This is a genomic window from Eoetvoesiella caeni (assembly GCF_003315175.1).
GTDB lineage: Bacteria > Pseudomonadota > Gammaproteobacteria > Burkholderiales > Burkholderiaceae_B > Eoetvoesia > Eoetvoesia caeni.
The window spans coordinates 153,847-174,618 of record NZ_QNRQ01000006.1 but is presented as its reverse complement, the minus strand read 5'-3'; the positions used below and the strand labels follow the sequence as shown (position 1 = coordinate 174,618).

The 20,772-nt window shown below is 58.0% G+C and carries 17 protein-coding genes and 1 tRNA gene; 7 read left to right on the top strand and 11 right to left on the bottom strand.

The annotated features are described in order from the left end of the window. Positions 1 to 14 precede the first annotated feature (14 nt). The 10 genes from DFR37_RS12870 to DFR37_RS12825 form a co-directional block, all read right to left on the bottom strand. Positions 15 to 1,841, bottom strand: coding sequence for a PEP-utilizing enzyme (locus DFR37_RS12870; RefSeq protein ID WP_113933708.1), 1,827 nt, complete (start codon positions 1,839 to 1,841; stop codon positions 15 to 17). 51 nt (positions 1,842 to 1,892) lie between these two features. Beyond that, the gene (locus DFR37_RS12865; protein WP_113933706.1) at positions 1,893 to 2,795 is read right to left on the bottom strand and encodes an HAD-IIA family hydrolase; all 903 of its coding nucleotides are present in this window, start codon (positions 2,793 to 2,795) and stop codon (positions 1,893 to 1,895) included. Between the two features lie 5 nt (positions 2,796 to 2,800). After that, complete coding sequence (locus DFR37_RS12860) at positions 2,801 to 4,306, bottom strand: pyruvate/oxaloacetate carboxyltransferase (RefSeq protein WP_113933704.1); 1,506 nt, start codon at positions 4,304 to 4,306, stop codon at positions 2,801 to 2,803. Position 4,307: 1 nt separating this feature from the next. Continuing rightward, a complete protein-coding gene (locus DFR37_RS12855; protein ID WP_113933702.1) occupies positions 4,308 to 5,672 on the bottom strand; it encodes an acetyl-CoA carboxylase biotin carboxylase subunit in 1,365 nt (454 codons plus the stop codon). Then, complete coding sequence (accB, locus tag DFR37_RS12850) at positions 5,669 to 6,184, bottom strand: acetyl-CoA carboxylase biotin carboxyl carrier protein (protein WP_113933700.1); 516 nt, start codon at positions 6,182 to 6,184, stop codon at positions 5,669 to 5,671. The genes DFR37_RS12855 and accB overlap by 4 nt, the downstream gene beginning before the upstream one ends. A gap of 324 nt (positions 6,185 to 6,508) precedes the next feature. Further along, a complete protein-coding gene (locus tag DFR37_RS12845; protein WP_113933698.1) occupies positions 6,509 to 7,252 on the bottom strand; it encodes an ABC transporter ATP-binding protein in 744 nt (247 codons plus the stop codon). Next, on the bottom strand, positions 7,249 to 8,025 hold the full coding sequence (locus tag DFR37_RS12840) for an ABC transporter ATP-binding protein (protein WP_113933696.1): 777 nt from the start codon (positions 8,023 to 8,025) through the stop codon (positions 7,249 to 7,251). Before DFR37_RS12840 ends, DFR37_RS12845 begins: the two co-directional genes overlap by 4 nt. Continuing rightward, the gene (locus DFR37_RS12835; protein ID WP_113933694.1) at positions 8,012 to 9,937 is read right to left on the bottom strand and encodes an ABC transporter permease; all 1,926 of its coding nucleotides are present in this window, start codon (positions 9,935 to 9,937) and stop codon (positions 8,012 to 8,014) included. Before DFR37_RS12835 ends, DFR37_RS12840 begins: the two co-directional genes overlap by 14 nt. 69 nt (positions 9,938 to 10,006) lie before the next feature. Further along, positions 10,007 to 11,152, bottom strand: coding sequence for an ABC transporter substrate-binding protein (locus DFR37_RS12830; protein ID WP_379881472.1), 1,146 nt, complete (start codon positions 11,150 to 11,152; stop codon positions 10,007 to 10,009). A gap of 487 nt (positions 11,153 to 11,639) precedes the next feature. Next, the gene (locus tag DFR37_RS12825) at positions 11,640 to 12,125 is read right to left on the bottom strand and encodes a MarR family winged helix-turn-helix transcriptional regulator (protein ID WP_113933690.1); all 486 of its coding nucleotides are present in this window, start codon (positions 12,123 to 12,125) and stop codon (positions 11,640 to 11,642) included. Positions 12,126 to 12,355: 230 nt separating this feature from the next. Here DFR37_RS12825 and DFR37_RS12820 point away from each other — a divergent pair, with 230 nt between their 5' ends. The 7 genes from DFR37_RS12820 (at position 12,356) to DFR37_RS12790 (ending at position 19,928) form a co-directional block, all read left to right on the top strand. Continuing rightward, on the top strand, positions 12,356 to 14,248 hold the full coding sequence (locus DFR37_RS12820; RefSeq protein WP_113933805.1) for an LTA synthase family protein: 1,893 nt from the start codon (positions 12,356 to 12,358) through the stop codon (positions 14,246 to 14,248). 73 nt (positions 14,249 to 14,321) lie between these two features. Then, positions 14,322 to 14,398, top strand: a tRNA-Pro gene (locus tag DFR37_RS12815). Between the two features lie 327 nt (positions 14,399 to 14,725). Then, positions 14,726 to 15,253, top strand: a complete 528-nt coding sequence (locus tag DFR37_RS12810; protein ID WP_113933687.1) for a Csu type fimbrial protein — start codon at positions 14,726 to 14,728, stop codon at positions 15,251 to 15,253. Positions 15,254 to 15,293: 40 nt separating this feature from the next. Continuing rightward, positions 15,294 to 16,049: a fimbrial biogenesis chaperone gene (locus tag DFR37_RS12805; RefSeq protein WP_113933685.1), complete on the top strand. Its 756-nt coding sequence runs from the start codon at positions 15,294 to 15,296 to the stop codon at positions 16,047 to 16,049. A gap of 127 nt (positions 16,050 to 16,176) precedes the next feature. Continuing rightward, positions 16,177 to 18,399: a fimbria/pilus outer membrane usher protein gene (locus DFR37_RS12800; RefSeq protein ID WP_170139906.1), complete on the top strand. Its 2,223-nt coding sequence runs from the start codon at positions 16,177 to 16,179 to the stop codon at positions 18,397 to 18,399. Continuing rightward, the gene (locus DFR37_RS12795; protein WP_113933680.1) at positions 18,387 to 19,388 is read left to right on the top strand and encodes a Csu type fimbrial protein; all 1,002 of its coding nucleotides are present in this window, start codon (positions 18,387 to 18,389) and stop codon (positions 19,386 to 19,388) included. The genes DFR37_RS12800 and DFR37_RS12795 overlap by 13 nt, the downstream gene beginning before the upstream one ends. A gap of 165 nt (positions 19,389 to 19,553) precedes the next feature. Next, positions 19,554 to 19,928 carry a hypothetical protein gene (locus tag DFR37_RS12790; protein WP_147251625.1) on the top strand — a complete coding sequence of 125 codons (375 nt, stop codon included), beginning with the start codon at positions 19,554 to 19,556 and terminating at the stop codon, positions 19,926 to 19,928. 22 nt (positions 19,929 to 19,950) lie between these two features. On the opposite strand, the gene pstB is transcribed toward DFR37_RS12790, so the two are convergent. Next, positions 19,951 to 20,727, bottom strand: coding sequence for a phosphate ABC transporter ATP-binding protein PstB (gene pstB / locus DFR37_RS12785; RefSeq protein ID WP_113933676.1), 777 nt, complete (start codon positions 20,725 to 20,727; stop codon positions 19,951 to 19,953). Positions 20,728 to 20,772: the final 45 nt, after the last annotated feature.

Below are 20,772 nucleotides of genomic sequence, written 5' to 3'. Positions count from 1 at the left end.
CTCCAATATCAAGTTCAGACGCTAAGCGGTTCTACCGTGCCCTTATAGCCGTCAATGCGCACACGTTGGCCGGTCTTTAGCTGGGCCGTCGCAAAACCCGTGCTGACCACCGCAGGCATGCCGTACTCGCGGCACACGATCGCCGCATGGCTCATCAGGCCGCCAATATCCGTAACGACACCCGCCACCACCGAAAACGCCGAAGCCCAGGAAGGAGCGGTAATCGCCGCAACCAGAATCTCGCCTGCCTGTAAATGGCTGATCTCGTCTTCGTGGCGGATCACGCGCACCACGCCTTCCACCACGCCCGGCGATGCGCCGATACCTTGCAACCGGCCGGTTCCGCCCCCACGCGCCTGGTTCAGCCATTCCTGTACGCGCTCGGTCGTTACACCGTAGTTCATGATGGCAAAGGGATCGGTCACCTCGTCGGGCGGCGTGCCATAGGCCGGCGCCGCAGTCTCGCTGCGCAAAGCCGCCATGATCTTGCGGCGGGAGGCTATCTCGTGCTGCCAATGCCGCACCCCGCGCGCCGGTACGCCAATCGCCCAGGATTCGACTAGGTCGAACAGCGCCTGGTCGATCTCGAAGCGGTTGAGATAATAGAAGTCGCCCGCTTCGCGAAAGAATCCGGCCTGGGTGAACACGTTGGCCAGATCGCGTATCTTTTCCCAGAAGACGGCATGGCTCCAGTGCTCGACGTAGATGTTGTGCTCCTCGATATAGGGGAATACGTTGCGCGATAGCGCCAGGGCCTCGTCAAACGCCAGAGCCTCGTCAGGAGCGAGCAGCGCGCGATATTCGGCAACGATTTCGTCGCGATCCTCGTGCAGTTGCTCGACTGGACGGTCGATGACCTCGCCTTTATTGAGCCGCTGGATATAACGTCCGATCGCCAGCAGCGGTATGGACAGGTTGCCGTTCCAGGTTTCCTGATCATGCAGAAAACCATATTCGGCGAAGTAGTTGAACCAAGGATAGCGTGCTTCTTCGAAAGCGGCCAGCCATCGTTCTGCCCCGGGCAGCTTACTTACATTATCGAGAATATCGGCAGCGCTGCCGCCGTCGACAATGGGCGCTCCCAGCTTGAGCTCCACCGCCAGCTTGGCGAGTTTGCGCAGCTCGTCATCGGGCCGGAAAGCCATGCCCTCCACGCCGGCCACCATGCGCGCGATAGTCTGGTCCTGAATCTCTGGGAAGGCCTTTTTGCACAGACCGAAGAACACCAGATAAGCGCCATAGCCTAACCCGAGCATTTCAAAGTGGTACTGCCAAACCAAGAAGAAATCATCCACCAACTGGTGATAGTTTTCTACCAGATCCCAGGATACCGAACGTCCGCGACCTTCCAGGACCACCTCGATAGGCTCGAGTTCGGGCAGCGGTGCGAACTGCAGCGAATTCATGCGCTGCACCACGTCGGTCATCTTTTTCTTCCAGTTGTCGTAAAGGGAATCCCAGTTCTTGTAGTAATGGCCGGCGCGCTCCTGGAACAAGGCCAAGCGGCGCTCGACCTCGGCAGGGTCGGTCACCGCCTGCGGGCAAATATAGACAAATCCATTGACCATACGCACATCGAGCCCCAGGGCAGCGGGCAGCACTATGCTGCGCGCGCCATTGATACCGCAGCCGTAATACACGGCCTCGGCGCCAATGGAGTCGAACGGATGCACCGCGCGCGACCAGTGCATGGAATCGGCGAACCAAAAGCGCGCGTCCTCCGACTCCCGGCCTTCCGGCTGTGTTGTAAGGAAATAGGGATACATACGCTCCCAGCCTTCCGCGCCCACAGGGGTCTTGGCTTCATGCAGGTAGGCAAAACGATCGGTTATTGCGTTCATTTGATTGTCTCCTTGTAGAGTTTTATTTGTGTCGATTGGGGCAGATGCCCGTCAAGGAAGCACGGCACGCATCTGCTGCAGCAATTGGCCCACATCCCGACCCACCCAGTGCGGGCGCTGGTCCAGAGGCAGTCCTGGTAAATCCTTGGCCATGGTGGCGCCGCTCAGCACCAGTACGCCCAGGGCATCGATTTGGTGGGCCAGCTTCATTTCGGCGCCGGCGGCGTCGCCCACCACCACAAGTTGACTGCTGCTACCGCCCAAACGTTCGCGCAGCACCTCGCCCAACGCGGGTGAAGGCTTGCCGCAAACCTGCGGGATGGCGCCGGTAACCCAAGCAACGGCATTGGCCATGGCGCTGGATACCGCTACGCTGCGATCCACTCCGCCGTGAAACCAGGGAGAGCCCACCGATGTATAGAGCGAAGCGCCGCGATCGGCGACGGCCAGGCAGGCGGCGTTGATGGTGGACGAGGAATATTGATCCGCGGCGCCGACGGCCACAACATCGGCATTTCGGTCCGTTGACGAGGCCAGTTGGAGCCCGGCATCGCGCATGGCTTCGGACAGGCCCCGGTCCCCTAGCACAAGCACGCGGGCTCCGGCATGGTGCCGTGCGACGAAATCGGCCGTCGCGGTAGCCGCCGTCATGAGTTCGTGGTCGGCGATATCCAGGCCGCAATCGCGCAGATGACCGGCATAATGCGATACCGGGTGCTGCGAGGCATTAGTGCAGATAACGAAGCGACGCTGGTGTCGCCGCAGCCACGCCAACAACTGGGCCGCGCCCTCGATGGCGGCGCCGCCCGCTCCGCCAGCCTTCGTGGTGCGCACCAGACAGCCATCCACGTCCAGCATCCAGCCGTCGGCATGCACCAGTGCATCGATGACAGCTTCCGCAGGCTCGTTGGTCGCGAGATACTCGCGCTCTATGGACGATAGGGGTCGGCTCATCGGCTTCATGCTCCTTCAGAAATACTGCAAGTTCGGCGTCCGGTAAGGGACAACGTGGTGTCGCCCTGCGAAACGCGGATCGACAGCGGCCGTTGGGGGTCGCTTAGCGCCTCGGCAAGCTCGCGTAAACCAAGATCGCCCCCAGCGGATCGGGCCCGTCCGCGACTCTCGCGCGCACGCACCATGTCGTCCATTTGCTCGCCCGGCATCACTGCGCGCAGCAACAGGTCTTCGTCACTGACCTGAGCTCCAAAGCGGCGGCGCAGCTCGTCCAGCGACGGGGCGTCAGACTCTTCGGAGCGGGCTCGTTGGCGCGCGCGCGGCAAGCTCTGTACGCGATCCATCAGTTCGGGCGATACCGGCCCCGGCATGGGTCCCCAGTCGCCCAGCAGCATATCGACGACCTCATCGCTGATGCGCTGGTAACGTTCTCCGGCGATCACGTTAAGCGCTGCCTGGGTAACAATGTATTGAGCAAAAGGAGTGACCACGATAGGCCAGCCGAGATCGGCGCGCACTTGCCGGGCCTCTTCCACCACCGCCGGCATCAAGTCGGCGCGGCCCATTTCCCGCAACTGACGGGCGGTCGTACTGAGCACACCGCCGGGCAGCGTATGTTGATAGTAAGCTTCGTCGTAAACCTGGGGCTTTCCTTCAGGCAAGTTGCGCAGGCGCGCCTCGCGCGTAAGCGTGTCCGAGGCACGCTGCATGGCGTCAAGGTCAACGTCCACCCGATGGCCGCGCGCCCGCAGGTTGTGCACCAATTGCAGGCCCGAAGCATGCGAAGAACCATCGGCCAGCGGCGGCAGCGCGCAATGCAAACGCACAAGTCCAAGATCGGCTCCGGTAAGCAGATTAAGCGGCCCCAGGCCAGTGTTGCAATGAGTATGCAGTTCTTGAACGGCTTTTTTCTTGAGATTGCCGCGCAGGCGCGGCACCAGCGTTTGCAAGCGCTCCGGCGTAAGCAGGCCAGCGGGATCCTTGATGTAGATGGAATCGATTGCTTCGCATGCATCGAACTGAGCCACCTTTTGAGCGAAGTACTCGTCGGTATGCACCGGACTCACGGTATAGCAGATACCGCCGATAACTTCCTCGAAGCCGGCCTTCTTGGCCATGCGCGCCGTGGACATGGCCGCTTCCATATCATGCATAGGGTCGATTACCCACATGCGCGTAACGCCATGCCGGCGCAACAAATCGAAAGCCAATTGAAACAGGTTGGCCGGGGTACGCGAGAAGGTAATGAAGCGCTTGCCGGTAGTAAGAAACCCCAGCGTGGTGTCCGGCATGCCACGATGCAAAGCATCAAGCCGCTCCCAGGGGTCTTCACGGTGATACCGCACGGCGGTGGCGAACATGGTACTAGTGGCGGCCTCGACGGCAAAATACCCTACCGCGCCCAGGTGCGGCGCGATGCGCTGCACTGTACTGGTTCGTACACCCACAGCCCCCCACAAGCTCTGGTTGCCGTCCCGTAACGTCACATCTATAAGTTGAATATCGGACATGTCAGGTCTCCATGAGCTGCGGCAAGGCCTCTTCGAGCCAACGCGTGGTCACCGTAGCATCGACCACAGCAGGTGCAGCGACTAGTCGCTGCAGCAATGTCAAATTGGTGCCCGGGCCCTTAAGCTGCAGATGGGCCAGGGCCAAGCGCAGCCGCTCCAGCGCGCCGGCCCGATCGGCGCCATGGGCAATGATCTTTGCCATGAGTGCATCGTAGTACGGCGGGAAGCGATAGCCCTCATACAAATGAGTGTCCCAGCGCACCCCGCCCAGGGGCGGCGTGCGCCAGCGCTCGAGCCGACCCGGCGAGGGCAACAGGCCGCGAGCGGCGTCCTGGGCGACCAGACGCAGTTCAATAGCGTGGCCATGAAACTCAATTTCGTCCTGACGCAGCGACAAGGGCTCGCCGAAAGCCACGAGCAGTTGTTCGCGCACCAGATCGACACCGGTGACGGATTCGGTTACAGGGTGCTCGACCTGCACTCGCGGATTCACTTCCAGAAACCAGAAGGCGTCACGCTGCACATCGTAGAGAAACTCGATTGTGCCCAAGCTTACGTAGCCCAGCTTCGTGGCCAGACGCATGGCATGCCCATGAAGCTCGCGGCGGGCTGTCTCGCCAAGCGCCACGCAGGGCGCCTCCTCTAGCATCTTCTGATAGCGGAACTGTACAGAGCACTCGCGTTCACCCAAATGAATGCAATGGCCATGCTGGTCGCCCAGAATCTGGACCTCGACGTGCTTGGCGTCGCGCACATATCGTTCGATGAATACCGTGCCGTCGCCAAACGTCGATTGCGCTTCAGAAGCTGCAAGCTCCCAGGCGGCAACCAAGTCCTCGGGATTGTCGACAAGCTTCATGCCTCGTCCGCCGCCGCCGAACGCCGCCTTGACCAGTACTGGATAGCCGATGCGCCCCGCAAGCGCCAAGGCCTCCTCGCCCGAACACGTTTCGCCGCCCGGCGTCACCGGCACGCCGGCTTCTTCGGCTACCCGACGGGCGCTCAGTTTATCGCCCAGGATCTCCAAATGCTCCAACCGAGGTCCCACGAAGATCAGGCCGTGCTCTGCGCAGCATCGGGCGAATGCCACGCTTTCGGACAGGAAGCCATAGCCCGGGTGCACAGCGGTACAACCTGTGGACACCGCCGCCTGCACCGTCGCGTCAATAGACAAGTAGCTGTCCGCCGCATGGGCGGGACCCAGCACCACAGTACGTCCTGCCCGGCGTGCAGGCAACGAATCGCGGTCGGCTTGCGAAACCCCCAGCACAGCGTCGATGCCCAGCCGATCACAGGCATCTAGTATCCGCAGCGCAATCTCGCCCCGGTTGGCAACAAAGACCTTGTGCTGTTGAGCCCAGCTCATGGCGTTTCCGTTTCGCGAATACTGAAGAGCGGCTGGCCGAACTCGACCAGCTCACCGTCCCGTGCATGCACGGCAACCACTTCGCCGCAGAGCTCGGCATGCACCGAGTTCATCAACTTCATGACTTCGATGATACAAAGTACGGAGTCCGGCTCGATATGGGCTCCCACCTGCACGAAGGCAGGCTCGCCAGGCTTGGGTGCGCTGTAGAAGGTACCCAGCATCGGAGCGGTAACCGTGATAGTGCCGGGCATCGGTTCCAAGGGTGAGCCGCCGGCCGACGTCGATAACGCAGCAGAAGCTGAACGGCTGACCGCAGGCGACTCGCGGCGCGCCGCATTGTCCACCTTCGGAGCAGCCGCCCGAGTCGTCACCGGAGGAGCCTCAATATCGTCCACACCGCCGCGACGCACCATGATATGCACATCGCCTTTGTCATAGCGGAACTCGGTAAACTCCGCCTCTTTCAACAGCGCCACCAGCGACGCCAGCTCGGCCAGGTCAATATCCATGTGATGTCTCATGCCTCCCGTTTTTGGTTTGGAATGCCGCGGCGCCGTTGCTCGGCGACCTATTCTGCGTTCCAGTGTAGGCAAACCCGTCAGACGTCTCTGTCAGGGTGACGACATTTTGAGGCAGGGATTACACTAAGCTTTAGATGCAGTATCTTAGAATGCCCAGGCTTGCCACATGGCGCCGAAAATTTTCCTTGGCAGCCAAATAGCCATCGGATAAGGCGGCCCCGTAGGAATCAAAAACCCGCAACAAAAAAAACGCCGCGAATCAATCGCGGCGTAGTAGATCAAGAATCTCGGTCGGGTAACAGGCGCGAGCAGTCAAACCGTCAAATAAGACCTCTGCACTTCCTCATTGGCAGCCAACTCTTGCATAGAGCCCGTATAACGGATCTGGCCCTTTTCAAGCACATAAACCCTGTCGGACACCAGCGCGGCAAAATGCACGTTCTGCTCGGACAGCAGAATACTTACACCCTGCTTTTTCAGTGCCAAAATCATATGTACCATCTGTTCGACGATGACCGGGGCCACGCCCTCGGAGGGCTCATCAAGCAGCACCAGGTACGGATTACCCATCAGCGTACGCGCCACGGTCAGCATCTGCTGCTCGCCGCCGCTCATCTGCCCGCCCGGCCGGTCTTGCATCGCCCCCAAATTCGGGAACAAGGAGTATAAGTCTTCGGGCGTCCACACCAAGGCCTCTGTCCCATCGGGCCATTTCCTGGCCGGCTGGCGTCCCACCTCGAGGTTTTCAGTTACCGTCAAATCGCCGAAAACCCGGCGGTCCTCCGGCACAAACCCCAAGCCTGCGCGGGCTATTTCGTAGGGCTGACGGCCTGTCAGGTTCTGGCCCATGAACTGCACATCGCCCTTCCATTTGCTCATCAGGCCCATGATGGACTTGAACGTCGTGGACTTGCCCGCGCCATTGCGGCCCATCAACGCAACTACCTCGCCGCGCCGAACCTCAAGATCCACATCGAACAAAATATGCGCCGCGCCATACCAGGCATTCAACTGCGACACCGTCAACAACGGCGAACTGGAATCATGAATGCTCATTGAACTGCCCCGGCCTCTTTGTTCTCGAATGTTTTACCCGTGCCGAAATAAACTTCCTGCACCTTGGGATGATTGCGGATATCGTCCGCGCCGCCTTCGGCAATAAGGCGCCCGCGCGCCAGCACTATCATGCGGTCCGCGTAGGCGAACACCACATCCATGCTGTGCTCGGTAAACAGCACCGCCATATTGCGGTCCACCACCAGCTTCTTGGTAAGCGCCATCAAGTCGTTGCGCTCTTTTGGCGCCATGCCGGCGGTAGGCTCGTCCATCAGCAAAAGCTTGGGATCGTTGGCCAGGCCCATGGCCAGCTCGACACGCTTTACATCGCCGTAAGCCAGTTCGCTGGAAGGCCGGTCGGCCTGGGCCAGCATGCCGACCTGGCCAAGCAGGCTTTGCGCCTCGGCCTTGTATTGGTCGGCGGCAGCGCGCCAGAAAGAATAGATCTTGCGGTGGTGCGCCAGCAAGGCCATCTGGACGTTTTCAATTACGGTCAGCGATGAAAACGTTGCCGCTATCTGGAATGTGCGGCCTACGCCCATATGAGCGATCTTGCGCGGGGCAAGGCCTGTAAGCTCTTTGCCGTCAAGCGTAATGGAACCCGCCGTTGCAGCCAACTGGCCGTTCACCATATTGAACGTGGTTGTTTTACCGGCACCGTTGGGTCCTATCAGCGCCAGAAGCTCGCCGGCCTGCAGGTCGAAGCTGATGCCGTCGACGGCTACGTTGCCGCCGAACTTCTTTTTCAAATCCCTGACTTCAAGCAAGCTCATTTCGCCCCCTCTTGCCGAAGCGGCGTGCAATAAACCCACCCGGGGCCTCGAACAGCTCTTTGAAGTAACCGGCGATACCTTGCGGGAAAGCCAGCACCAGCAACAGAATGACGCCGCCGAACAAAGCGTGCCAATACTCGGTAATACCCATGAAATAGTCCTGCAAAATCTTGAATACCGCGGCGCCCACGGCGGGTCCGAGCAGAGTTTGCACACCACCCAGCAACACCATGACCAAACCGTCGACCGACTTGATCACCGAAATGATCTCGGGCGACGCGCTGCCTTTGGAAAACACAAACAGCACGCCGGCCAGCCCGGCAAATATGCCGGCAATGACAAACCCCACCCACTGAACCCGCTTGACGTTGATGCCCAGGGCGTCGGCGCGCAAGGTCGAGTCGCGGCTGGCGCGCATGGCGTAACCGAAGGAAGAGAACAATATGCGCCGCAAGACAAAGGCCGAAACCAGCACCACGGCCAGCGCAAAATAGTAATACGCCTTGCCTTCCAGCCAGTGGTCGGGCCAGATGCCTATCATGCCGTTGGACCCGCCGGTGAATTCGTCCCATTGGTAAACAATGGACCAGACGATTTGCCCGAATGCCAAGGTCAGCATGGCCAGGTAAATGCCCGACAGCCGAACGCAGAACCACCCGAATATCACCGCGCCCACGCCGGCGATCAACGGCGCCAGCGCAATCGACCAGCCCATGGAGAACGCCGCGGTTTTAAGCAGCAGCGCCGCCCCGTATGCGCCAAGGCCGAAGTATGCCGCGTGCCCGAACGAATGCATGCCGCCCGGCCCCATCATGAAGTGCAGGCTAAGCGCAAACAGCGCGGTCACGAGGATGTCCAGCATCAGCACGGGCAAGTATGGCGCCCAGTCAGCCATGAGCGGAATGGCGGCCAGCGCCACAACGACCACCGCGATAAATATCTTGAACGGCATTTTCGACGGACGCAAAGGAGCTTCCAGGGCCGCCGTGTTGCGCGTGGCCGCCTGCACTTTGCCGAACAAGCCCCAAGGCCGGAATACCAGCACAAACGCCATGAAGATGAATTCGACAACCAGCGTCAGCTTGGGAAAGGCAAAGCTCATGCCGAAGATGTCGACCGTACCCAGGGCTATGCACAAGGCCTTGAGCTCGGCGATGATCAGGGCTGCCACATAAGCGCCCGGAATCGACCCCATGCCGCCCACGACCACGATCACGAAGGCGTCACCGATGACGCTCAAATCCAAAGTAAGGTTGGCCGGCAGGCGGGGAATTTGAACCGCGCCGCCCAGTGCCGCCAAGAAGGAGCCCAGCGCAAATACGCCGGTAAACAGCCATGCCTGGTTGACGCCCAGGGCGCCAAGCATTTCACGGTCTTGGGTCGCGGCGCGCACCAGCGTGCCCCAACGGGTGCGCTTGAGCAACAGCCATAGCAGCCCCAGCACCACAGGTCCGATGAAGATCAGCACCAAATCGTACTTAGGCAAGTAGCGCCCAAAAATCTCGATGGAACCGTTCAGCCCCGGAGCCACCGGCCCCAGCAGGTCTTCCGGGCCCCAGATCCATAATGTGGCGTCGTTGATCACCAGCACCAGCGCAAATGTCGCCAATAACTGAAACAGTTCCGGCGCCCGATAAATACGCCGCAATAATATTATTTCAATCAGCGCGCCGAGCGCACCAACCAGCAGCGCCGCTGCAATCAAGGCAACCCAGAATCCCAAGGGGCTATGCCCGATGGACTGCACGACTGTGTACGCCAGGTAGATGCCTACCATGTACAAAGAGCCATGCGCAAAGTTGACGATGCGCGTAACGCCGAAAATCAGGGACAACCCGGCCGCTACCAGAAATAGCGACGAAGCTTCCGCCAGCCCATTTAAAAACTGGACGAAGAGACTCGACAAATCCATCTTGCTTTACACCTGTAGACGAACCCGCATGCCGCCCAATGGCAGCCATGCGAGTTCCTAATGAGCTACTTAGTTAGCGCTGGCAGGGCGCCATTGTTTGACTTGCGCGTCGGTGGGCTGTACTGCTGCGCCATCGATGTAGCGGATGTCGGTCATGATGCCTTTACCGTCTTTCTTGGCCAGTTTGCCCACATAGGCGCCCATGGTCGACTGATGGTCGATGGCACGGTATTCAATCGGACCGAAAGGCGTGTCGACTTTCAGGCCGGTGAATGCCTTGACCATGGATTCGGTATCGGTTTTCCCACCGGCTTTCTTGATACCGGCTGCCAGCGACTGGATGGCGCCGTAGCCCACAATGGTGCCCAGGCGCGGATAGTCTTTGAACTTGGCCTGATAGGCCGCCAGAAACGCCTTGTGCTCTGGGGTGTCAATGGCATACCAGGGATAGCCGGTGACGATCCAGCCTTCTGGAGTTTCATCGCCAAGCGGATCCAGGTATTCCGGTTCGCCAGTCAGCAGGCTGACCACGGGCAGGTCCTTGAAGAAGTTGCGCTGAGTACCGGCACGCACCAGCTTGGCCAGGTCGGCGGCGAACAGCACGTTGAAGACAGCGTCGGGCTTGGCGTCGGCCAGGGCCTGAATCACGTTGCCGGCGTCGACTTTGCCCAGCGGCGTGGCCTGCTCTGCCACGAACTCGACATCAGGCTGAGCGGCCTTGAGCAGAGTCTTGAAGGTAGCGACAGCCGACTGGCCGTACTCATAGTTGGGGTAGACAACGGCCCAGCGTTTTTTCTTGAGCTTGACGGCTTCGGGAATAAGCATGGCCACCTGCATGTAGGTGGATGCGCGCAGACGGAAGGTGTAGTGGTTGCCGTCGGCCCAAACGATCTTGTCGGTCAGGGGTTCGCTGGCCAGGAAGAAAACTTTCTTGTGCTTGGCATAATCCGTAACGGCCAAACCGATATTGGACAAGAACGTGCCGGTCAGTACGTCGACCTTGTCGCGCGCCAAGAGCTCTTCGACGGCGCGCACGGCGTCGCCCGTATTGGAGTTGTCATCGCGTATGATCAGCTCCAGCTTTTTGCCGTTGATGCCGCCCGCATCGTTGATCTGGCTGATGGCCAGTTCCATGCCGTTTTTATAGGGGCCCAAAAACGCCGGTTGAGTCTTGTAGCTATTGACTTCGCCGATCTTGATCGTGCCTTGAGCCATTGCCGCTGTAGATAGCGTGGCAAACAGCGCCGCGCCGATCAGCGATGAATACAAACCCTTGCCTTTCATGTGTCTTCCTTATCGTTATACAACGTAGCCGGTGGTTTTCGGAACAATGCCTCGCGGTGTGGATCGGCGACCAGAAGGCCGGCGCGCCTGGGTTATTGTTCGGGGAAGCCTTCGGCTCTTGGAGAGGATTTCCTCGCTTTGCCTCGACCATGGGGCGAGACAGGCGCTTCGATCCGAGGTTAAAAACGAAACGCTTTTTCAAGTGTACACATGTAATTTTTGTGAGTAAAGAAAACCCGTGATAGGGATAAACCCTTGATTCGCATTTAAAAAAAACGCAAAAAAACTCAAAATCCTGCGAAATTCCCAGCTATTTTTCCCGTCGAAAAAACAAGCAAACCCTGAAACACTGCGGGCTACAGGATGAACGCGGCAGGCAAAAATAAAAGCATTTAAAGCGTGTACACCCTAAAACAGTTTATTCTGGAAGGTCGGAAGAGCACATTTTATTAAGCAGGTATAAAAGCGCGGTGCGCTCGGCCGGATTGAAGCCCGTGAACGTCTTCTCGGTAATCTCGAACGCAAACGGAACTGTGGACTCCACCAGCCGGTTGCCGGCCGGGGTCAGGCTGACCAGCACCTTGCGCCTGTCGCTTTCGTCGTGGCGTACCGCCAGCAAGTGCCGGGACTTCAGGCGGTCGATAATGCCGCGTACCGTAGCCTGGTCGATAGCCGTTTGCTTGACGATATAGCTTAATGAGCAGGCGCCGCTGGCCTCGACGGCGCAAAGTACGACAAACTGCGCCGCAGTAAGCTGGGTGTCGGGAATGATCTGTTGGAACAAGGCCGTATGGCGCTGATACGCACGGTGCAGCAAGTGCCCCACTTGATCGGAAAAGTCGTAGGCCCCCTGAACAGAGGACACGGCAGCCGATTTGCCTGAGGCGGGTTTGGTTTTAGGCATCTTGGTTTGTAGTTTTGATTCTAATGAAGCGTTTGGCCGGCGGCCACCTTAACGCGGGTATCCTGCGATATAGTACGCCATGCCTTGCGAACCAAACCACGCAATCATGCCCTTTTGGGGATGGCCGTGCGAAAAGCCCGCGCAAGCAGCAAGTGCCGCCAGTCCTTGCGGCCCGGCTAAAAAAAGAACATAACCCGATAACCCGATATTTTCAATACGGCAGCCATTTCATGCGTCAACAAATACTGATATTCATCGTGGCCAGCTTTGCCCTGCTTACTCTTAGCCGTTGCCTGCTGGCCGCCTGGCAATGGTCGCGGGTAAGACAAGCCGGCGGCCTCGCGCCCATCATTAAAGGCGGCCTGCGCATCGACGCCAATCAGATAGCCATGTTGGCCGGCATTCCAGCCATGCTGTCCCCATGGCTGGGCCACTATCCGCTGGCCGTTACTATTACAGGCGTTTGGCTGCTGGTGGCGTGGTTTCTGCTGATCTTGCTTGAAGTCTCGACCCCACAGTTCATCTACGAATACGACACCCGCCCCAACCGTCTTTATATCGAATATCTCGAGCATCCCCAAGAGGTATTTGGCATGCTCTGGAAAGGCTATAAAGCGGTCATCTTCGGCGGACTGGCGGCGCTGGCGGGCCTGATGTGGCTGGGTTACATGTGGTTTGGCCAAGGCCCGGCGGACGCCTCCATGAACGGCTGGCTGCGCCCGGTGGCCACAATAGCGGCGGCGGCCATCATATTCCTGGCCATACGCGGCACGCTAAGCCATCGTCCCATCAATCCTTCTTCAGTGGCCTATTGCAGCGACAGCATGCTCAACACTCTGCCGCTGAATTCGCTGTATAGCGTCCTGTATGCGGTCTACAGCATGAAAAATGAACGCTCGGCAGCCGATGTGTACGGCAATATGCCCGCCGACGAAATGCTGGCCATCGTCAACAGTTGCGCCGGCATAACGGCCAGCAGCAGCGACATCCCTTCTTTACACTTGCAAACGCCCGCACGCGCACGCGAACGGCCTCTGAACATAGTCATGATCGTGGAAGAAAGCCTGGGCGCGCAGTTTGTGGGCAACCTGGGCGGCGCATCGCTGACCCCCTGCCTGGACGCGCTGGCAGCAGAAGGCTGGAACCTGACGCGCGCCTATGCCACTGGCACCCGCTCGGTGCGCGGCCTGGAAGCGGTGGTCGCGGGCTTTCCGCCCACAATTTCCGACGCCGCCTTACGCCTGTCCGGAGCCCAAAGCAATTTTTTCACGATGGCCCAATTGCTTAAGCAGCAAGGCTACCGCTCCAGCTTCATTTACGGTGGCGAAGCGCACTTCGACAACATGAAAAGTTTTTTCCTGGGTAATGGCTTCGACGAATTGCACGAACGCGCTTCGTTCATCGACCCGGCATTTGTCGGCACCTGGGGCGCGTCGGACGAAGACATGTTCAAAAAGCTCGACGAGCTGCTTGCGAACCCGCCCGACCAGCCGACCTTCACCTTGGCCTTTTCAGTGACCAACCATACCCCCTGGGAATATCCCAGCGGGCGCATTACCCCCGAAGGCGACCCCGCCACCAACGAAAACTCCGTGCGCTATGCCGACTGGGCCATCGGCCAGTTTTTTGAGAAAGCCAAGCAGTCTTCATATTGGGAAAACACCGTCTTCCTGGTGGTCGCCGACCACGATGCACGCGTCGGTGGCGCCAGCCTCATACCCTTGCGGCATTTTCATATTCCGGCGCTTATTCTTGGCGCCGATGTCCAGCCGCGCCGCGACGACAGGCTGGTCAGCCAGATCGACCTGCCGCCCACCCTCCTGGCACTGGCCGGCGTGCAGGCCGAACACCCCATGCCCGGACACGACCTGACCGGCGTGGGCGGCGAGCGCGCCATGATGCAATACAACGAAAACTACGGCTACCTGCGCAACGATCAACTGGTCGTTCAAGAACCGCATCGCGAGCCCACGCAATACCGCTACGAAGCGCCCGCAAGCTATACGCCGGTTGCGCTGGACCCCCTACTTGCCAAGGAGGCCCTGGCCCATGTGCTTTGGCCAGACTGGGTCTACAAAAACCAACGCTACACACTCCCTCATTTACGGATGCGCAATCAATAAAGGATCTTGGCGCCGCGTGAAAAAGCCTTTGCCAAGACAAAAAATTTTACTTATGCCATAATCTCGCTCTTGTCGGGGCGTAGCGCAGCCTGGTAGCGCATCTGGTTTGGGACCAGAGGGTCGAAGGTTCGAATCCTTTCGCCCCGACCATTATTCGAAGGGCCAATAGCTTTTAGCTATTGGCCCTTTTTCTATTTCCGCCGTGTATTCCGCGCAACTCAAAAGGTCGAATAAAGGCACTTTTTGACTTTTATTCTTCGTTTTTAATTGAAACAATAACTAACTACACGTAGAATTGCGTACACATTTGGTGAAAAGTTGTTAATAAAACTTTAAACCTGTGTCATGTGCAAGCCTGTATATCCAGCGTGTTGAATTGGGTAGGTCGCCTTGAGTTGCACACATCTGTTGCAAATATGGCACGAATATTTCTTTGAAAAAGAAAATTTTTCACACCCGGACTCAGGATATAACCCAATGAAAACAAAAAACTTTCTTCTTAGCACTGCAGCAATGGCCGCCGGGCTGATTGTATCTTCGGGCGTAATGGCCCAAAGCACCGCTACCGGAAACCTCAACGCCAAAATCGTCATTACCAGCAATTGCGCCATCGTTGGGACTGGTACCGACTTGGACTTCGCCAGCCATGTCTCCACCGAAACTTCGGCGGCAAGCGCCAGCAATGGCGGCTTCTCCGTAAGTTGCACTCCGGGTACCACTTACAAAATTGGCTTGCAGTCCTCGGCCGGCAGTTCGACCACCGATGGCAAGGGTCTTCTGAAAAGCGCCGATTCCGCTGTCACCCAAACCATTGGCTACCAGCTTTACCAAGACGCAAGCTTTGCCACAGTCTGGGGCAATAGCCCTACTACCTCGCCCAACATACAGGCAGGAACAGGCACCGGCGCGGCTCAGTTATATACCGTCTACGGTAAAACCACCTCTACACTCAACGTCCCTGCCTCCACTTACTCAGACATTGTCAACATCAGCGTCTACTACTAAAGCCCAACGCAACCCCAGGCTTTACCGAGCAAGTTTCTTCATGCAAATAGTGAGTTCCGATTTGATCAAACGGTTTGCGGTTGTCTTTTTAGTTACGTTTTTCGCACTGCCGGGTAAGCTTCTGCTGGCAGCCGGCCTGCAAATTGCACCGGTCAGCCTATCCATACCCGCAGATAAAAAAGCCGACGAAGTGTGGTTGCGCAATGCCAGCACGGAAACCGTACATGCCCAAGTTCGGGTATATCGCTGGTCGCAAGACCAAGGCGAAGACGTTCTTACTGCCGACAACGGTATGGTGGCCAGCCCACCCATGGTGCAAGTCGAGCCAGGCCAGCAACAACTGGTGCGGCTGGTGCGTGTCGGCCCAATGGCTGCTCCGGCAGCCACCGAGCGTACTTACCGCCTGCTTATCGACGAGCTACCTATAAAGAAAGTTACTAGCAAGGCTGGGTTGGATTTTGTCTTCCGTTACTCAGTACCGGTATTTATTGCCGGCACTGCGCCCGCCAAGCCGCAACTTGAATGGTCGGTACAAAATATTGGCGGGCGCGCCTGGCTCTTAGTCAAAAACTCTGGAAACAGCCATAGCCAACTAGCCGAGCTTGCCTTTACGCCTCCCGGCGGGAAAACTGTCATGGCTGCCAGCGGCCTGGCGGGCTATGTCTTGCCGGGCCAATACCGACGCCTTCAGCTTTCCATGCCGCCCAATTTGTTCGCGCAAGGCGGCGCTTTCACCGGGCTGATCAATGGCGTCAAGGCCACGACCCACGTTGCTCCGATTAGCAAAGCGCCTTAAGCAGTGCGTCATCGTCTCATTAGTTGGGAGTGGCCTATATATTGGGCAAGTTGCCGCACAACTCAGGCCTGCCGAAATCCCCAATACGCAAAAAACGAGTGAGCCGCCACATGAAAACAGCAATTCAGTGTTTTTATCGGCAACACTCAATGGCAACCCCGATGCGGATTTAACGCCATTTACCGAACGCGACGGACAGTTGTATTTATCCAAGGCCGGCGCAGCTCAATTGGGATTCAAGGACGATTTCCTGAAGAATATAGCGCCCGACACACCTCTAAGCGCCTACCCGGGCGTCAAGGCCGACTACAACCGTAGCATGCAAAGCGTCAGCATTACAGCGCCATTTTCAATTTTGAATGTCAGCACCGCCATCGTGGGCCGGCAAGCCGCGGTACGCACCGTAGCCAAGGCCTCGCCCGGCGTCATGCTCAATTACGATTTGTACTCATCGTATACGAACAAAAACGACATTGCCCTTAGCAGCTTTGCCGAATTGCGCGCCTTCAATAATTTCGGTGTACTCAGCACGTCCTATTTACTGCAAGGCCAAAGTCCCCACGACAAGCCTGAGTGGACGCGTACTACGGTACGCCTGGACAGCACGCTGGAGCATTCATTGCAAGAGTCGCAAATTACTTTCCGGGTGGGCGACACATTAACCAATGGCGTATCGTGGACGCGCCAAACCCGTATAGGCGGCTTTCAGGTCGGGCGCAATTTTGCACTACAGCCTTATCAGACCACAGCCCCGCTGCCCGCCTACTTCGGCACCGCCGCCCTGCCTTCCGCGGTAGAGCTATATATAAACGGCATGCAGCAGTACAGCGGCCAAGTGCAGGCGGGACCCTTCCAGCTCAATGCCATGCCCTCCATCAACGGCGCGGGCCAAGCCCAGGTCGTGCTTACCGATGCGCTAGGTCGGCGCACGGTCGTCAGCTTCCCTTTTTACAACTCCGCCCGCTTGCTCCGCTCGGGACTTACCGACTGGTCGTTCGAGACCGGCTATGTGCGCAATGCCTATGGATATCATTCGTTCGACTACAGCCGCAACCCCATGGCTTCAGGAACCATCCGCCATGGATTCAACGACTTCCTAACCGCTGAAAGCCACATAGAAGGCAGCAAAGGCATCGTCTCGGGCGGGGTTGGCGCCGTTGCCACTGTAGGCCTGCTGGGCACGGTTTCGGCTTCGTGGGCGCAAAGCAATGCCCAGGGCCTGAAGGGATCGCAATACACCTTGGGCTATCAACTACAACGCGGCATATTCAGCCTTGGGGCCAATACCCAGCGCAGCGCAGGCAACTATCGCGACGTAGCCAGCATGTATGGCGGTGTGCCAACCATACGCAACGACAGCGCCTACGCGGGTGTGGATACCGGCAAATTCGGCAGCCTTTCAGTAAATTATGTCCGCCTGCAGCAGGCCGATCAACCACGGTATCGTTATGGCGGAGTTTCGTGGTCGCGCGCATTCGACCACGGCGTCATGCTAAGCCTAAGTGCAAATCAGAACCTGGATGACCGCGGCGATCGATCTGTTTATCTAAGCCTGACATTCAATTGGGATAAAGGCATATCGGCCTATGGCTCCGCTGTACGGGCAAAAAACGCTACCACCTACTCGGCAGGAGTCAGTCGATCATCACCTACCGAAGACGGCTGGAACTGGAATCTTCAAGGACAAAAGACCGATCAAGCCATCAGCGCCAGCGGACAAGCCAGCAGGCGCACCCGATACGCAGATTTTAATGCCGGCATCAATAGCGCGGGGGCAAGTCAGAACGCCTATGTAGGCGCATCGGGCTCCGTCGTTGCCATGGGGGGAAGCGTGTTTGCCTCGCGTCGGATTTACGACGGCTTCGCCGTAGTATCCACCGATGGCATACCCGATGTGCCCATAAAAAATCAAAACCGCCCCGCAGGCAATACCGATAGCCAGGGTCTGCTATTGGTGCCCGGCTTGCAGTCCTACGAAAAAAACAAGATTTCCATCGACCCCACCAATTTACCCGTCGACATGCGCATCGAGCATGTCAACCTGGAAGTAGTGCCACGCCGGGGATCGGGCCTGAACGTGACGTTTGCCATGGAGCGCGTGCATGCCGCCTCGCTGATCCTGCAGCACCCCGACGGCCGAAACGTAGCCATGGGAGCCCAGGCATACTTAAATGGCGCAACACAATCGGCGGGCTGGGTGGGATATGACGGCCGCCTGTATCTGGAAGGCCTGAATGCCGACAATCAGTTGATCGTGCGCAGCGAAGGCACAAATTGCAGTGTGCGATTTTCATATAGTGCGAAAGCCGACAGCCTGCCCGAAATAGGACCGCTACCATGCATGCCATAAAAAAACTTGCGATATTTCTACATTGCGGCTTTCTGGCTTTGCTGCTGGCGGGAGCCTTCATAAGGCCTGCAACCGCCGCGCCAAGCTGCGACGGCCATTCCAGCAATCTGATGTTCGGCACCGTCAACCTGCTTGCCGGCGGCGTTACCGATGCCACATCCACCATAAGCTATGGCTGTAGTGCGGATCCGGGTACAGTGGTATTGCTATGCGTCAGCCTGGGGGCCGATCCTAACACCGGTCTCTATACGCTCAGAAACTTGGGCAGCGGCAGCAACCGCATGGCTTTCAACTTCTATACCGACGCCGCCAGATCCACTATCTGGGGCGCAGTCGGCGCGGCGGGCGGCTATGCGCCGGTTCCCATTATTATGACTTTCGGCTCTGGTGAATATTACAAATCAGCGACCACATTGCTATACGGACGCATACAGTCCGCGGGACAAACAGGACTACCTTCAGGAACATACGATACCGGCTACATCAGCGGCTGGCCAATGAAAATCGACTACAAAGCTGTGGCGAATTCCACATCGGCAAGCTGTGCAAACGGAGGAATGAGCAACAAGTCCTCTAGCTTCTACGCCCAGGCGGTGGTCAAAAGCGACTGCCGGATCGACTCGGCCTCGACCATGGATTTCGGCACGGTATTCCAGACCTTAAGCCAGAATATCGATAGTGCCGCCACCATAACGGTGACATGCAACGGCGGCATGGGAGCCAACGGCTATAAAGTCGGTCTAGGCAACGGCACAAACGCCAGCGGTACGCAGCGACGCATGAAGGGGCCTGGCGGCGGCTACGTAAACTATGAGCTCTATCGGGATGCGCAACGCAGCAGCCGCTGGGGCAATGACTACAACACCAGCTTGCCCGGCGTCGGCAATGGGCTGCCGCAGGCGCTGACCGTCTATGGCCGCGTTCCGCCGCAGTCGGCTCCCGGAATCGGGCTGTTCACGGACACTGTGGTCATTACCATCAGCTATTGATTTACTGCCCATGCCTTCTGGCTTCGACGTGCGGCGGCCCCATTCACCACTACCAAAATATTCTTCCGGCCAACCAATGCACTTTACAATAGCCTCACACAGACAATGCCGCTTCCGGACCATGCTTCCTCGCAATCAGGCAAAGAAATGATGAGGCGAACGCCCTTGCCAGCAAAACTGATTCTGCTGCTTGCCCTGGCGGCGGCCACTTCCGCCAGTGGGCAGAGCACGTTCAGCGCGCGCATAACTATTACTTCGCAATGCAATACACAGCAAGCCCTGTTCGGGCCTCAGGCCGAGCCTGATATAACGGTTATCTGCCAACCGGGCATGACACCCTTCCTGGCGCAATCGATAGATTTAAACGACGAAGACGCGGATCCCGACCACGACAAAACAGCAGTCAGTTCTGCCGGACAGCAGGATCAAAGCCAAAGTAGCGGTACCGCTGCCAGCAGGCTTTCAAGCAAAAAAATACTGTCCCCGCCCTTGCCCAGCGCCTCTACTTTCGCCTCGAAAGTGGTCTTCGTGGTGTTTTAGCCGCTAAAGCCTACAGCCGGCTTTAGCCGAAACGCCCGGTAATGTAGTCTTCGGTTTCCTTGCGGGCCGGTTTAACGAAAATGGTGTCGGTTTCGCCGAACTCCATCAATTCGCCCAAATACATATATGCGGTGTAGTCCGAGCAGCGCGCAGCCTGCTGCATGTTGTGGGTAACAATGACCACGGTGTAGTCGGATTTCAGCTCGGTGATCAGCTCTTCGATCTTGGCGGTCGAAATCGGGTCCAGCGCCGAACACGGCTCGTCCAGCAACAGCACCTCGGGCTTGATGGCCACGCCGCGTGCAATGCACAGACGCTGCTGCTGTCCGCCCGAAAGGCCGTTGCCGCTTTGCTGCAGCTTGTCCTTGACCTCATTCCACAAAGCGGCCTTGCTTAGCGCCCATTCGACGCGCTCGTCCATTTCGCCTTTGCTGAGCTTTTCGAACAAACGCACTCCAAAGGCGATATTGTCGTAGATGCTCATGGGAAACGGCGTGGGCTTCTGGAATACCATGCCGATCTTGGCCCGGATCAGCGAAATATCCATGCGCGAAGTAAGAATGTTTTCGCCGTCCAGATTGATCTCGCCCTCGGCGCGCTGGCCCGGATACAGCTCGAACATGCGGTTGAAGGTGCGCAGCAAGGTCGACTTGCCGCAACCGGACGGACCAATGAACGCCGTGACCCGATTTTGCTTGATCGACATATTGACGTTGTGAATGGCCTGGTACTTGCCGTAAAAGAAATTAAGATTCTTGACTTCAAGTTTTACACGATCGGCGGATTGGGGGGTTGTCATATTCAATTCCAAGCACAGGCCCGCCAAAGCGGACCGATGATTTAA